12 protein-coding genes and 3 pseudogenes are annotated in these 14,414 nt (G+C 52.5%); 4 read left to right on the forward strand and 11 right to left on the reverse strand.

What is annotated here, in order from left to right; translation table 11 throughout:
* Positions 1-16 precede the first annotated feature (16 nt).
* The 10 genes and pseudogenes from NW213_RS08700 to NW213_RS08745 form a co-directional block, all read right to left on the reverse strand.
* Positions 17-1,170: pseudogene (locus NW213_RS08700) on the reverse strand (iron-containing alcohol dehydrogenase).
* A gap of 23 nt (positions 1,171-1,193) precedes the next feature.
* Positions 1,194-2,192, reverse strand: coding sequence for an esterase family protein (locus NW213_RS08705; protein WP_258322504.1), 999 nt, complete (start codon positions 2,190-2,192; stop codon positions 1,194-1,196).
* 17 nt (positions 2,193-2,209) lie between these two features.
* Positions 2,210-2,875 carry a flavodoxin gene (locus tag NW213_RS08710; RefSeq protein WP_258322505.1) on the reverse strand — a complete coding sequence of 222 codons (666 nt, stop codon included), beginning with the start codon at positions 2,873-2,875 and terminating at the stop codon, positions 2,210-2,212.
* A gap of 15 nt (positions 2,876-2,890) precedes the next feature.
* A complete protein-coding gene (locus NW213_RS08715) occupies positions 2,891-3,427 on the reverse strand; it encodes a flavodoxin (protein ID WP_258322506.1) in 537 nt (178 codons plus the stop codon).
* Positions 3,428-3,448: 21 nt separating this feature from the next.
* Positions 3,449-4,114, reverse strand: coding sequence for a flavodoxin (locus NW213_RS08720; RefSeq protein ID WP_177894720.1), 666 nt, complete (start codon positions 4,112-4,114; stop codon positions 3,449-3,451).
* Positions 4,115-4,126: 12 nt separating this feature from the next.
* The gene (locus NW213_RS08725) at positions 4,127-5,191 is read right to left on the reverse strand and encodes a carboxymuconolactone decarboxylase family protein (protein WP_177894722.1); all 1,065 of its coding nucleotides are present in this window, start codon (positions 5,189-5,191) and stop codon (positions 4,127-4,129) included.
* A gap of 105 nt (positions 5,192-5,296) precedes the next feature.
* Entirely contained in the window at positions 5,297-6,244 is a 948-nt protein-coding gene (locus NW213_RS08730) for an aldo/keto reductase (RefSeq protein ID WP_258322507.1), read from the reverse strand.
* A gap of 21 nt (positions 6,245-6,265) precedes the next feature.
* The gene (locus NW213_RS08735) at positions 6,266-7,210 is read right to left on the reverse strand and encodes an EFR1 family ferrodoxin (protein ID WP_258322508.1); all 945 of its coding nucleotides are present in this window, start codon (positions 7,208-7,210) and stop codon (positions 6,266-6,268) included.
* A gap of 2 nt (positions 7,211-7,212) precedes the next feature.
* Complete coding sequence (locus NW213_RS08740; protein ID WP_258322509.1) at positions 7,213-7,473, reverse strand: alpha/beta hydrolase; 261 nt, start codon at positions 7,471-7,473, stop codon at positions 7,213-7,215.
* A gap of 161 nt (positions 7,474-7,634) precedes the next feature.
* Positions 7,635-8,483, reverse strand: a complete 849-nt coding sequence (locus NW213_RS08745) for an aldo/keto reductase (RefSeq protein ID WP_258322510.1) — start codon at positions 8,481-8,483, stop codon at positions 7,635-7,637.
* A 560-nt stretch (positions 8,484-9,043) separates the two neighbouring features.
* On the opposite strand from NW213_RS08745, the gene NW213_RS08750 reads away from it, so the two are divergent.
* Both NW213_RS08750 and NW213_RS16990 read left to right on the forward strand, forming a co-directional pair.
* On the forward strand, positions 9,044-10,672 hold the full coding sequence (locus NW213_RS08750; RefSeq protein WP_258322511.1) for a leucine-rich repeat protein: 1,629 nt from the start codon (positions 9,044-9,046) through the stop codon (positions 10,670-10,672).
* 480 nt (positions 10,673-11,152) lie between these two features.
* Positions 11,153-11,296, forward strand: a pseudogene (locus tag NW213_RS16990) (DUF6261 family protein); the annotation flags it as partial.
* Positions 11,297-11,647: 351 nt separating this feature from the next.
* Here the strand turns inward: NW213_RS16990 and NW213_RS16995 are convergent.
* A pseudogene (locus NW213_RS16995) lies at positions 11,648-12,307 on the reverse strand (alpha/beta hydrolase); the annotation flags it as partial.
* A gap of 245 nt (positions 12,308-12,552) precedes the next feature.
* On the opposite strand from NW213_RS16995, the gene NW213_RS08760 reads away from it, so the two are divergent.
* Positions 12,553-13,449, forward strand: coding sequence for an AraC family transcriptional regulator (locus NW213_RS08760; RefSeq protein ID WP_258322513.1), 897 nt, complete (start codon positions 12,553-12,555; stop codon positions 13,447-13,449).
* Between the two features lie 525 nt (positions 13,450-13,974).
* Positions 13,975-14,316 (forward strand): hypothetical protein, encoded by a 342-nt coding sequence (locus tag NW213_RS08765; protein ID WP_258322514.1) that lies wholly within the window; start codon positions 13,975-13,977, stop codon positions 14,314-14,316.
* Positions 14,317-14,414 lie beyond the last annotated feature (98 nt).

Raw genomic sequence — 14,414 nt, forward strand, 5'->3', positions numbered from 1 at the left:
TAAATTCCACATTATATTATTTACACTCTTTCAACACCTCAAACAATTCATCCCGTGTGAACTGCTTGCAACATCCCGGCATCAGCAGGCAGGTGTCGGCAGCAGCACGAAGCACGCTCTCGTCTGTAATGCCCAACTCGCTCCAACGGGTAGGTAGGCCTATTTCCTTAATGAAGGCTTCGAGCGCATCGATGCCAAGGGCGGCGGTCTGTTCTACGATATCGCCTTTCACATTCCACACCCGTTCTGCCATACGCGCCAGCTTCTCCTTGCCTTCATTCAGCAAGTGACGGTAGAGCGAGGGATGGATGACTGCCAATGCCCGACCGTGGTTGCAGTCGGTGTAAGCACCCACGGCATGTTCCAGCATATGGCATTGGAAGTCGGTCTGCTTGCCCAACTTCAGCAGGCTGTTTTCGGCAAGGGCAGAGTCCCACATCAGTTCGCCACGGGCAAAGTCGTTGTCCGGGTCGGCTATCAGGGTACGGAGGTTCTTGATGACGTTGCGCATCACCGCCTCGTTGATTTCATCAGAGAGGTTGTCCGTCTGCGGCTTGCCCATATAGGTTTCCATACAGTGGCTCAATGTGTCGAATGCCCGCTGATGACTTGTCCCATCGGAAGGGTTTTCGTCAAGTCGCTGTCCAAGACGGCGAAGTTGTGGTAAGCCCCAACCAGCGGCTGTTTCAGCTTCTTTTCGGTGTGGGTGATGACCGCCCCGTTGTTCTGCTCGGCTCCGGTTCCAGATGCCGTGACGACAGCGCCCATCGGCACGAACTCCGTAGGATATTGATGCTTTGCGTACTGCATCTCCCAGATGTCCTCATTTAGTTTCGCTTGTGCAGACACTATCTTGCAGCAGTCGATGACCGACCCTCCGCCCACGGCAAGGATGAAGTCTATGCCCTGCTCGCGCACAATCCTTGCGCCTTCCTGTACTTTGGCGTATGTCGGATTGGGCATAATGCCTCCGAAGTCCGTCACATTCTTGCCGCATTCGTGCAGCCAATCCACCATCTTGTCATACAATCCCGTGCGTTTCAACGATCCGCCGCCGTAGGCCAGCAGCACGTTCTTGCCTACACGGTTCATTTCTTCTTTGATGGCGCTCTCCGCACATCCTTTGCCAAAATGCTGGCGGACGGGATATTGATAGGTAAAACTGTTCATCTTTTCTATTTTTCTTTATTATGTCATTCATCATTTTTCGGGAAAAAGAACGGAAGCGCATTGTAGATGTATTCCATCGTCGGACGGTATTCGTGCCGTGCGCCTTCTTTTTCGTGGAAAGTCATATTGCCCGTATGGAACACTTCCGGCAGACGTGCCATCCCTTCAATTTGCAGCAAGGTCTCGCTGTATGCCGAATCACTTGTTCCGCTCGCCGCCCAAATATAGAAACCCGTTCCGGCGTATGCGGATTGCCGTACCTTGTCTGCCAGATAAGCCGCCGTTTCATCGGGGCGGTTCATTCCGGCAAACCTGCCCAACGACCAGCAGTCACCGCTAATGGGCATAAACCACTTGAACGCATCGAGTGTCTCGTCGAAGGCATACCAAGTCGTAACCGCACCCATTGAGAAACCGCCGATGGCACGATGTTCACGGGAAGCCTCGATGCCTTCCGCATCCGTGGTTTCAGCGTATGTACGGTATCGGCTTTCTACCACGGGAATCAGGTCGTTCACCAATTCCTGCGGCAAAGCACGGCAATACGGGTCGGCATCCGTATAATTGGCTGTGGGCTGGCCGTAGTTGTAGGTAGGTGTGACGACAATCATCGGGTCGATATCGCCGTGGGCAATCATCTGGTCAAGTAGTTTGCGGAGCATACCGTTTTCTGTCTCGAAATAGGTGGAAGCCGTGCCGTAATGCCCGTGAACGAGGTACATAATGTTGTACCGTTCCTGCCCGTCATAGCCGTAGGGCAGATAGACGTATGCCGTGTTTGTCCGTGCCGCGCCACTGCCTTCCGCATAGTCCTTTGTGTCGTAGTCTATGCGGATGACGTTACCACGCTGTTCCGCTTCCTGTTCGTATCCGTCAGGGATGGGAGTCGTTTCACTGACAAGTTCCACTTCGGATGAAGGTGTACCAGAGTTGCCCGGAACGGACGAATTGCCCGTTTCCGGTAAGGTATCATCCGTACCACATCCGGCAAGAAACGCTACGAGAAAAAGCGGCAGTACCATATATAAACAGCACGTTTTCATTGTTCTGACATTCCTATCCTTCCGAGCCATTCACGTATGCCATCTGCCGAACCTGCCACGCTATTACGCGAAATGCTGTAACCGTCCACCATCGTGGCGTTTGGCTCCATTCCGGCAATGTCGTCCACCGTGCCGCTCCATCCGCTTCCGCCGTGGGACGAGAAAGGAATGAGTGTCTTGCCCGTAAAGTCGTATTCATCGAAGAACGAATACATCGCCATCGGCATCTGATACCACCAGATGGGATAGCCCACGAAGATGACATCGTAATCATCGAAGTTCTCAATCTCCGTGGCAAGAGCCGGGTGGATGTCGTTCTGCCGCTCGTTGTCGGCTTGTGACGCCAAATCATCGAAATTGCCCGGATAGGGCGTTGCCGTCTGTATCCGTACAACGTCGGCACCGGTGGCTTCGCTAATGACCATCGCCATATATTCCACACTGCCGTACAAGTCGCCGTTCACAATCACACGACTGGCGGAAGTGCTGGCATCCACACCGTCCGGCAAAGGCTCGGAGAAGTAGGCAACAAGTACATTGTGATTGGTTCCGGGCACTACTTCTTCGGTAGGGACATCTATGTCGTTATCTTCATTGTCACCACAAGAGGCGAATGCCAGCGTTGCGCAAAGCAAAGTGAAAGGAATAAAATACCGTATCATCTGCCAGTCCTCCTTCTATTTGATAACCTTAATCTCTTTCAGCCACTCCGTAAGCCCTTTCGTGTTGCGGCTCACCGCTCCGAAACCTTTCAGATGCTTGGCGTCGGGCGTGAGTTCCACAATCTTGGCAAGCGTTTCGTCACGGTAGGTCGAGGCGTAGGTGCAGAACGGAATGACCGTCTTGCCCTTGAAGTCATAGCTCTCGGTAAAGGTGTTGATGATCATCGGGGCGGTCCACCACCATACGGGGCAGCCGATGAACACCGTGTCGTAACTGTCCCAATCTTCCACCTTGTTCTTGATAGCGGGGCGGGCGTTGTCTTCCTTTTCTTTCTTGGCTACCTCGGTGCAAGGGGTGTATTCCGTAGGATATGGCTTTACGGGTTCGATGCGGAAGAGCGTACCGCCCGTCTGCTTGGCAATCTGTTCTGCCACATACTGTGTGTTGCCGCTCCAACTGAAATAAGCGACCAATATTTTTTTGTCCTGTGCGTACATATTTAATCCGCCTGCAATAAGCAAGGCGATGAGGGTGATAATCTTTGTTTTCATTTGACTTTATTGTTTTAATGTTTATTCAATGATTCCTATCTCCCGAAGCCAATTCTCCACATTCGATTCGTTGTTTAGGCTTCCGCTGGTCAATCCCAATCCGTCCAGATGCACCTCGGCTCCTGAAGTCAGTTCTGCGATGCGTGCCAATGTCTCGTCACGGTAGGTTGATGCGTAGGTGCAGAACGGAACGACAGTCTTTCCTGCAAAATCGTAACTCTCGGCGAAAGTGCAGATAATCATCGGTGTGGTGTGCCACCATACGGGACAACCGATGAAAATAGTATCGTATTCCGCCCACGCTTCTTCATCAATTGTGCTGCTTATGGCAGGACGGGCATCGCTGTCCCGTTCTTCCAATGCCACTTCTGTACATTCGGTATAATCTTCGGGATAAGGTGTGACAGGCTCTATGCGGAACAGGTCTGCTCCGGTATGAGCCACAATCTGTTGTGCCATCCGCTGTGTGGTTCCGCCCCAGCTGAAGTATGCCACAAGAATGTTGTTACTGTCGCCCGATGGTTCGTCGGGCGTATTCGGTTCATCCGGATTTTCTGTTCCTTCATTGTCATCTTGGTTTCCGGGCTGTTCTGTTTCCGGTTCTTTCTGCAACGGGTCATCATCCGAGCAGGCATTGAATGTGACGGCGGCAAGTGCCATCATCAGGTAAACAAAATACTTTTTCATTGTTCCTATATTTTATCGGTTATTATTTTCCTTATAACTATTGTATTCGTCGTCTGTTACCGGCTCCAGCCACGTCACGCCGCCTTTGTCAAGCTGTGTGCCGATGGCTATATGCGTAAATTCGCTGTCGGGAGCCGCTCCGTGCCAATGGACGACATCAGGGGCAATCTTCACCACATCGCCGGGCAGGAGCAGTTGGATGGGTTTGCCTTTCTCCTGATAATAGCCTTTGCCAGAAGTGCAGAGCAAGAGCTGCCCTCCCTTATGACTGTGCCAACTGTTGCGGCATCCGGGTGCGAAGGTTACGTTGGACACCGTACAGCCGAAACCATCCTGCGGAGAGACATAACCTTGCAGCCAAGCCTTGTCTGTAAAGTTCGGATTATCGGGCATCAGCGTACCGCGAGCAAACGGGTCATCATCTTTCAGTCCGTTCACAATTTCCGTCATCTGACGGAGCTGACTTTCTGTAATGCCTTGACGCAGACAGATTGCGGAATGGGACTTCAACATCGGCTCCACACCCTCGCCCATAGCGGTAAGGATGGACACGGTGGCAAGCTCGCGTTCCTGCCACGTCAGCAGGTCACGCTCGAAGATGTCGCAGAACAGGTGTTCTTTCAAGTATTGTTCGATGACAGGGGCAAAGGCGGCATAGCCTGTCTTGGGCGCATCGGCTGGCGCACCGCTCAACTTTTCGAGCAGTTCCGCGCCACGGGTGTACTTGTCCTGCTCATCGGCTACGGGTGACGCTTCACGACCTACGGCATCGGTAATGCCTTGTGCCTTGCGCTCGTCCAGCACCTCCATAAAGGTCTGCAAGGCACGCAGACTACGGGGGAATCCGCAATAGGCGTAGGCGTGTACCAGCACCTCCTTGATTTCGTTTACCGTCATCCCGTTGTCCAGTCCACGGGCAAGGGATGTTTTCAAGTTCTCCAAATCGCCTTGTGCCGTCGTAGCGGCAATGGCGACAATACGTTGCTGACGGATGCTTAATGTGTCCGCCTGCTGTGCTTGTGCAGACTGGTAAAAACTTAGCATAATCATTGTAATGGATAGGATAATTGTTCTCATAAAATATTCTGCTTTAATTATTTGTTGCAAAGTTACTGCGCAAGTTGCTGCCCGTCCATACACAGATTACAGATAGAAGCACCAATTATTCCTTACTAATACGGTTTACAGTTTCGTCCCCCAAACCATACGCTCCACATCCTCCATCGAAGCGTTGAAGAACCGTTGCTCCTTGTTGAGCGAACGCATCTGCTGCATTTCCTCATCGGTGAGGGCGAAGTCGAATATCTGGATGTTCTCCTTGATATAGTCGGGATTGGTAGCTCCGGGGATTACAGAAAAACCTTCCTGAATGTGCCAGCGCAGGATGATTTGTGCCGGCGACTTGCCATGTGCCTCGGCTATCTTCCGGATGACGGGGTCTTTGAACAGTGCGCCATTGCTCATTGCGCCGCCCAAAGGGAACCAACATTCTACCTGTATGCCTTCCTTGGCGGCTTTCTTACGCATCTCCAGACGTTGGGCGTAGGGGTGGCATTCTATCTGGAGCACGGCAGGCTTGATGGTGGCGCTGTCCATAATGGTATTCCACACCTCGTCATTGGCATCGAAATTACTGATGCCGAGGGCGCGAACCTTGCCCATTTTTACAGCCTTCTCCATGTCTTTCCACGCTCCCACGAAGTCGCCGAAAGGCTGATGGACATAGAGAAGGTCTATATAATCCAGCTGGAGACGCTTCAACATATCGTCGATGGCTTTCAGGGTCTTGCCTTCGCCGTATTCGTTGGGCCAGAGCTTGCTGGTTATCCAGATTTCCTCGCGCGGGATGCCACTTTCCTTCACTGCTTGTCCCACACCCTCCTCATCATTATAGGCATGTGCCGTGTCGATGTGTCGGTAACCGGCCTTCAGTGCCGTAAGACAAGACTGCCGACAGATTTCATTAGACCCTTGCAGGAAAGTGCCCAGCCCGAAGCGGGGCATCTCCACGCCGTTGTTCAATGTAACCAACGGCACGCCCGCCGTGGTGGTTTTCTCTTGTGCGTTCATTGCACATACGCCGCCGCAAACAAGCAAGGCGGACAGCAGGATTTTCTTGAATGTGTTCATACTTATTTGATTTTAGTTGTTTTATTGTCTGTTACTTTCTTTGATGCTCCACAACGATATGTGTTCGTTGCGGTAGCGGGCATTAGGGTTCACCTCGCCGCGTGCAAGCAACGGGTCGTCGGGCAAAGACCGGAACTGTATGGCTTTCTGCGGGCAGTTGTGGATGCAGGCGAAACAAAAGTCGCAATCGCCCTCGGTCTTTACTCCCGTGGAAGTCAGTTCGTAGTTGCCGCGCGGACAGACTTCGGTGCATACGCCACAGCCGATGCAGGCATCCGTCACTTGGAAATACTTCTCGCTCCGCATCAGGAAGCCAACCTCCGGGTCGAGGCGCGAAAAGGCGACAAAGCCGTCGTGGGCGCGGCGGGCTTCTTCGGTGGCAGGCTTCACCCACCGCATACGTTGCCCCAAGTCTGCCTTTATCTTTTCCAACTGTTCGGGAATGTGCTTGTCCATCTTCATCTGTTCCGCCATATCGAAATTGGGCAGCCAATTGTCCACCATCACGAGGGTGTTGATGTAGTCGAACTTCGTACCTGCCTGCTGTGAGATGCCGTCCCACAGCTCAGCGGCGTTGAAGTCAAGCATTCCATAGGTGAGGACGGCAAACTTATAACCTGCCTTGATGCGTGCCTGCTTGATGAAGTTCCGCACCATATTGGGCGGCATGTGTCCGTAGATGGGATAGACGATGACTATTTCGTCCGCCTCGAAGTCGTGGCGGCCCTGCTTTACTATCTGCGGGATGCTGAGCAGTTCGGTCTCTTCGTCTGCCAGTTGCCGGGCGATGTAGAGGCTGTTACCCGTAGTGGTGAAATAGAGGATGATACGTTTCTTCTTTTCGTTATCGCAAGAAGTCAATGCCGTGGGCATACTCAATGCGGCTGCTCCAGCCACGAACAATCCCATCCGTTTTAGTGCGTCACGGCGGGAGATGCCTTTGGGGTTGTCTTTATCTGTTTTCATAATCAATGCGACATTATCTGGGTTAGGAAACTGTCGAACCATGTAGTCCATTCTCCCTGTACGCCGAAGCCGTGCGGCCAACCGTCCAGTACGTGTTCTTCTACTTGCACACCGGCTTCACGGGCAGCGTTAGCATTGGCGATGAACTGGCGGTAGAAAGGATCTTCCGTACCGTAGGTATAGAATGTCGGGGGAATATTCCCGGCACGCAGGTCGTCCTGATAATTGCCGTTATTGACGGTATAGTCCGTTATGGTCGGCATATTGCCTTCCGGCCACAGGTAGATGTGTTCTGCATCCGGGTCATCCTCGGCTGGCGTTTCGCCTATCGGACCGAGGGGCGCGTCATTTTCCGTGTTGCCGCAAGCTGCCACACAGTTGGCGGCAAGCAGCAAACAGATGAGTTGAAATATCCTTTTCATCTTTATTTGCTCTTTCCATAATCGCAAAGCCATTTCACCGTCTGCGGGTCGTAGTGCGAGAAGAACAGGCTGTGTCCCAAGTCCAACTGGCGGATGCGCTGCATATCCTCGTCACTCAGCGTGAAGTCGAACACATCGAAGTTCTGCTCCATACGCTCCTTGCGGACGGACTTCGGGATGACAATCACGCCGCGCTGGATGAGGTAGCGCAAGGCGGTCTGTGCCGCACTCTTGTTATACATGGCACCGACGGCTATCAGCGTTTCGTCGCCGAAGAAGTTGTTGCGTCCCTCGGCAAACGGTCCCCACGCCATAATATGTGTGCCGTATTGCTTCATAATCTGCTGCGCCTCTACCTGCTGGTTGAACACGTGGGTTTCCACCTGATTGACCATCGGAGGTATTTCGCTGAACTCCGCCAAGTCGATGAAGCGGTCGGGGTAGAAGTTCGACACGCCGATGGCGCGGAGCTTGCCCGCCTTGTACGCTTCCTCCATCGCCCGCCACGTGCCGTAGTAGTCGTTGAAAGGCTGGTGAATGAGCAACAGGTCGATGTAGTTGGTCTGCAATTTGCGCAAAGATTCGTCAATGCTTGCCTTTGCCCGCTCGTATCCGGCATTGGAAATCCACACCTTCGTCACGATGAACAATTCTTCGCGGGGTACGCCGCAATTACGGATAGCGTTGCCTACGTTCTGCTCGTTGCCGTAAGCCTGTGCCGTGTCAATCATCCGGTAGCCCACGCTGATGGCATCCCTCACGCACCGCTCGCACTCCGACGGCGATACCTGATAAACTCCATAACCCAAAATCGGCATTTCCACGCCGTTACTTAATTTTACTGTATCCATATTCTTTTGTCTATTAATTGTTTTCTGATGCAAAATTACATCGGCAAGGCTTCTCCGTCCATACACAGATTACAGATAGAAGCACCCATTTCACCGAAACGCCGAAAATAGCTCGGACAAGGCTTGCGGAAGATTTTTAGCACTGTCCGAGGGCTTCCACAGGGCTAAAACTGTAGAATAAGGGCTGTCCGAGCCTCCGACAGTGCTTATTTTCTTCGAGAACCGCTGTCCGCCCCCTCGGATGATGCTTATCCTGCAGGATTGGTGCTATCCGAGGCTCGGACGGTGCTTATCCTGACGGATTGGCATTGTCGGAGCTTTGGGCTGCAAATGTTAATAAAGATGAGTCCGGAACTGATGTAGGATGAAGTCCGACCTCATGGTACATCAAGTCCGGGTTGATGTAGGCTCACCTCCGAGGTCAAAAACTCGTTTTTTTTGCTTGATTAAACGACGTGTTTTTATTACATTTGCAACACGCACTCGTTGTAGGGACGCACCACGGTGCGTCCATCTCCCCCGGCAAATGCTATGAGAACCAATTTTAATCGGACAACTATATGAAAGCAAGAAAGACCTTAACCCTCCTCCTGCTCGCCGCGCTGACCCTGGCGGCCTGCAAGTACGACGACTCCGAACTCTGGGAACAGGTGAACCAAAACACCGAAGAACTGGCCGCACAGGCCGCGCGCATCGCCGCCCTCGAAGCCTGGCAGGCGGAAACGAACACCAACATCCAAGCCCTACAGACGCTGCTCAGCACGACGGACTACATCACCGCCGTGACGCCCGTCGTGAAGGACGGCGTGGAGGTGGGCTTCACCATCAGCTTCCTGAACACACCCGCCATCACCATCTACCATGGCACGAAGGGCGACAAGGGTGACAAGGGCGACACCCCGCAAATAGGCGCCGCGCAGGCCGAAGACGGCAACTGGTACTGGACGCTGAACGGCGAGTTCCTGACCGACACCGACGGCAACCCCATCCGAGCCAACGGCACGCAAGGCGAACAAGGACCCGCCGGCGACGACGCCCCGCTGCCTCAGCTGGCCACGGGCGCGAAACTCAACGAACAGCAAATCACCACCGACTCGCAGAACAAAGACATCGAGCCCGACGCCATCTACCTGAGCGTGGACGGCGGACAGACGTGGACGCGCGTCAGCGGCGAGAAGGGTAACACGGGTTCCACCGGTCCTGCCGGTCCGCAAGGCGACAGCTTCTTTAAAGGCATCGACACGATGAACGCCGACTACGTCACTTTCACCCTGGCCGACGGCAGCATCTTCCAAGTGCCACGCTACACGGGCATCAGCCTGACGTTCAATGTTCCGGGTGTATCCCTGCCCTACGGGCAAACGGCGAAAATACAATGCATTGTCACCGGCATCGACAACCCCACTGCGGACGACCTCTACCTGATAACCGTCCCCGACGGATGGAAGGCCTCCATCAGCGTTAGCCTCATCCTCACCGTCACCGCCCCCGCCGACATAACGAGCGGCGCCGCCACAGGCGAAATCCTCGTGATGCTGGACAACAAGAAGGGCAGCACCACCATCGGGCGCATCACCGTCTTTTGCGGCACTGAGCTGACGATAGGCAACCTCCAGCCCGGCCAGCTTGCCACCCTGATAGGCAGCCGCATCGACCTGAAATCCATCACCGTGACAAGCGGCGAAATCAACGACGACGACTGGGAGGCCATCAAACGGAACAAAGACATGCTGACCGACCTCGACCTCGCGGGCACCACCTATACGGGCGACGACGCAGCAAAATTTGCATACACCGGACACATGGGAGACAACTCGACCCTCCAGACCATCAAGCTGCCCCAAGGCATCACGGACATCAGAGACTACGCATTCAACCATTGCTCGTCCCTGACCTCCATTGACTTCCCTGTAGCGCTGAATACCATCGGAAACTACGCATTCTTCGGCTGCTCCCCCCTGAAATCCATCGAAATCCCGAGCGGAGTGACAGGCATCGGTGCGGGGGCATTCGGCGATTGCAGCTCCCTTTCCACCGCCACTTTCCTAGGTGAGACACCGCCCGTACATATTGGTCACGTCTTCTACCAGTGTACCGCCCTTTCCGACATCTACGTGCCGGCCGGGTCGGTAGATGCCTACAAGAAAACATGGTTCGAATACGCGGACAAAATCGTAGCCATCCCCTAAGCGTGACGTTTTCGCGCTTCGCGAAAGCTTCCTGCAACGTGCAGGACGGAATCGCAAAGCGCGAAAGCTTCCTGCAACATGCAGGACGAAATCGCAAAAAGAACCCAATGTATAACTTTATTGAATAAAAAACGTATGAAAGAAATTATCTATGACTTCTCGCGCAGCAAAGCCCGGAACCCGCAACACGCACAGTTTGCCACCGACGCCCTCGCCGCCATCCCCCAGGACGTGGCCGAGGCCCGTGGCTTCGCCGCCCAGCGCGCCGCCTTTGCCGCCGCCGTGGCCAACGAGCTGGAATGCTTCCAGCCCGACAAAGGCTATCTGGAAACGTCTGAAATCGTCGCCGCCGACCAGGCACGCGACAAGCTCTTCCTCTTCTACAAACAAATTATCCAGGCCTACGCCGACTACCAGCCCGCCGCCGACAAGTAGAAGGCAGGCTCTACGCTCGCCTTCGCCTTCCGCGAGGCAGGCGATGTGCCCCGCCTGGACTATGCTTCGGAGACGAGTACCCTGACCGACCTCGTCGAGAAGCTCCGCCAGGAGCCTTACGTCGCCGCGCTGGCCGCCATCGGCCTCGCCGACGCGCCCGACGAGCTGGAGGCCGTGAACACCGCCTTCAACACCATCTACCTGAAACGCTCGGCCGCCGAGCGCGACCGCGACGCCGACACGTCCGCCGCAGCCGCACGCTGCCTCGAAGCCCTCGGCTCGCAGAACCCGACGCCCCTGCCCGAAGCCGTGCCGGAGGTTCGGATAGAGGTGGAACTCCGCCGGGATGCCGATGGCTTGCAGAGCTTCGGTGCGGCGGCGCATCGTGTTCGGATTGGCAATGCCGTCATTCGAGCCTACCACGGCATAGGTAGGCGGGTCTTGCCGGGTATATTCGCTATGCCCCGTGTAGGCCATCACCACCGTGCGCGGACGGGGAAGCTCTGCCGCACCGAAGGCCGCCGTGCCGTAAGAACCGATGTATGCAGCCATACGTGCCCCCGCCGAACTGCCCCACACGGAATAGCCTGCCGTATCGACCTGCAACTCCGTGGCGTGGCGGAAGATGTATTCGATGCCTGCCGCCAAGTCCTCGCAAGCCGTCTGTGCGCTGCCCGTCTGATACTGAATGACAAACGTATTATACCCCATCCGGCTCAACGCCAAGGCGTGGGGAAATCCCTCGTGGATGGAGCCAACATACGAGAAGCCGCCTCCGGGACAGACGACCGCAAACGGTGCGCCCGACCGTCCACGGAAGAAGAACAGTCCGGCATCTTCGCGCCCCAAGTCGTAATAAATCCTGCGTCCGGCTGCCACCGAATCTATCATCTGGTTGATGTAGCCCACGCACCGCTCCGCGTCAATATAATTATGGTAGGGAAGCAAACGCTCCACTTCGGAGAGCGGCATATCCACGTCATACCCCCATTCCAAAGGCAAGATGTATCGGCTGAACCCCTCGAAAGCCGGATGAGCCAAGACATCGGCAATGGTGCTGCGGGTAGTCAAGTGTCCCGTTGTTGCAGGAACCGAGTCATTTCCTTCCTGCGAGGGAACGTATGATGAAGCCATATTCTCATCGCAACTGTTGAAAGATAAAATCGCCATAAGCAGACAGATATTGATAATCATTTTCATTTTGAACTTTGTTTTTGTCAGGTGCAAAATTACAGCAGCGTATGTCTTTCGTCCATACACAGATTACGGATTGAAGCACCAATATCAACGAATGGCATTCACCGCAAGTAGCGTCCAATCAACGGGATAACACAAATCACAGAATCTTGCACCCATTTTACAGAAATGCCTTCCCTCCTTGCTGAATGAGTAAAGAAAAGATTAATTTTGTGGCATCATACTTTAATAAATGGAGGAAACAAGATATGGGCGACATCATAAATATCAACAGCATCCACGATTACAATGAGTTTTTAGGGATTGAAACACTCAATCCGTTGGTGACATTCATCGACTTCAAGGATGTCAAGGTTTTGAAGCATAAAAAGAAACTTTACGGCTTCTACGGCATCTACCTGAAAGAGAAGATACACGGAAAGCTGACTTACGGGCGCAGCCAATACGACTATCAGGAAGGCACATTGGTATTCGTGGCTCCCGGACAAGTGGCAGGCATCGACGACGGCGGCGAAACGCCCAATCCCGAAGGCTATTGTCTGCTGTTCCATCCCGACCTGCTGCGAGGCACAAGCCTTGCCCGCAAGATGAAGGAATACACATTCTTCTCCTACGAAGTGAACGAAGCCTTGCATATGTCCGAGCGCGAGCGGCAGACCATCTTCAACTGCTTCACCGAGATAGAGGAAGAACTGCACCACCGCATCGACAAGCATAGCCGCAGCATCATCACCTCCAACATCGAAGTCCTGCTCAACCATTGCCTCCGTTTCTACGACCGCCAGTTTGCCACCCGTGAGACTATCAACCGCGATGTCCTCACTCGCTTCGAAGAACTGATGACCGGCTACTTCGATTCAGACAAGCCCGAGCAAATCGGTCTGCCCTCCGTGGCGTGGTGTGCCGACCAGCTCCACTTCTCCGCCAACTATTTCGGCGACCTTGTGAAGAAGGAAACCGGCAAGTCCGCCATCGAATACATCCACCTTACCGTTATCAACCGCGTCAAGGATTTGCTGGCAAGCACGAACAAGACCGTGAGCGAAATTGCTTACGAAGTCGGCTTCCAGTATCCGCATCATTTGAGCCGGATGTTCAAGAAAGTGGCTGGGTGTACGCCGAATGAATATAGAAGCGCAATTTAAAACGGCGCATTTACTTATAATAGCATTCAAATCCCGGTATTAGCATTGTAAATTCCGGGAACTTTGCGGTATCAAATTACAATGAATATTGAATGTATAATTTGATAATCAGAAAGATATAGAATATTATTCGGTTCAAGCGTGAGGCTTGTCCTGCTCTATCCATCGAAAACAGGTATCGCCAAACACCTCGTGAAGATGAATAAGAAAGAAACAATACTCCCACGCCTGTACGATATATGAACCGATATAATATTGGCTATACCGGGAACATATACAAACAGAAAATGAGCGTAATATTGTCTTTCGTCCTTTCACTGTTGAAATTGGCGATTTCGTTTTCAGGATAAAAGCAAAAAACGCTTTCTGAATTAGTCCAACCATTTCTCCGATTGGACATTGCAAAAATAGTGTTTTCTGTTCAATATTACGCTCTGTTTAATGAGTATTATTTCTTTCAAAGGTAAGGATTTATGGATTTTCTTAGATGGAAAATTTTTAAAATATTATCTTTACAGTAAAAAAATGACTAATAGTAACTTGTATATAGAAGTATGGACTAAGATTCTTCCTTATATCTTACAATCCTTGAAGAATGGTGGAGGTTCTTATAATCTTAATCATGAATTATTCCTCAATGTTGGAAATAGAAAAAGTAGTGGTTATGGATTCAGACTTGACATTGTAAATGGTAAAGTTCCTGTTAAGTCTGGTTCTGCCGTTGCCAGAGATTTGAAAACTGTATTAGAATCTTGCTCAGAGTTTAGGTCTTTATCATTGAACAAAACTATAACTATCAGAATGGGAAGGAATTTTGATTTACATATTATAAAATCATCGTATAAGAGGCAGGAGACTATTACATAATTTCTTCATCAAAACCGGAAGACAACTTTTGTGTTTTTTTATATACTATAATATTGAAAATAGAATATTTTTGGCAGTAATGGAGGAATACGAAATAA

Source organism: Bacteroides sp. ET336 (genome assembly GCF_024733815.1).
GTDB lineage: Bacteria > Bacteroidota > Bacteroidia > Bacteroidales > Bacteroidaceae > Phocaeicola > Phocaeicola cellulolyticus.

What these genes read in the sequence shown, in the direction of transcription:
- NW213_RS08705 (WP_258322504.1), bottom strand. Translation starts at nt 2,192, where the DNA reads ATGGTACTGCCGCTTTTTCTCGTAGCGTTTCTTGCCGGATGTGGTACG.
- NW213_RS08710 (WP_258322505.1), bottom strand. Translation starts at nt 2,875, where the DNA reads ATGATACGGTATTTTATTCCTTTCACTTTGCTTTGCGCAACGCTGGCA.
- NW213_RS08715 (WP_258322506.1), bottom strand. Translation starts at nt 3,427, where the DNA reads ATGAAAACAAAGATTATCACCCTCATCGCCTTGCTTATTGCAGGCGGA.
- NW213_RS08720 (WP_177894720.1), bottom strand. Translation starts at nt 4,114, where the DNA reads ATGAAAAAGTATTTTGTTTACCTGATGATGGCACTTGCCGCCGTCACA.
- NW213_RS08725 (WP_177894722.1), bottom strand. Translation starts at nt 5,191, where the DNA reads ATGAGAACAATTATCCTATCCATTACAATGATTATGCTAAGTTTTTAC.
- NW213_RS08730 (WP_258322507.1), bottom strand. Translation starts at nt 6,244, where the DNA reads ATGAACACATTCAAGAAAATCCTGCTGTCCGCCTTGCTTGTTTGCGGC.
- NW213_RS08735 (WP_258322508.1), bottom strand. Translation starts at nt 7,210, where the DNA reads ATGAAAACAGATAAAGACAACCCCAAAGGCATCTCCCGCCGTGACGCA.
- NW213_RS08740 (WP_258322509.1), bottom strand. Translation starts at nt 7,473, where the DNA reads ATGCCGACCATAACGGACTATACCGTCAATAACGGCAATTATCAGGAC.
- NW213_RS08745 (WP_258322510.1), bottom strand. Translation starts at nt 8,483, where the DNA reads ATGGATACAGTAAAATTAAGTAACGGCGTGGAAATGCCGATTTTGGGT.
- NW213_RS08750 (WP_258322511.1), top strand. Translation starts at nt 9,044, where the DNA reads ATGAAAGCAAGAAAGACCTTAACCCTCCTCCTGCTCGCCGCGCTGACC.
- NW213_RS08760 (WP_258322513.1), top strand. Translation starts at nt 12,553, where the DNA reads ATGGGCGACATCATAAATATCAACAGCATCCACGATTACAATGAGTTT.
- NW213_RS08765 (WP_258322514.1), top strand. Translation starts at nt 13,975, where the DNA reads ATGACTAATAGTAACTTGTATATAGAAGTATGGACTAAGATTCTTCCT.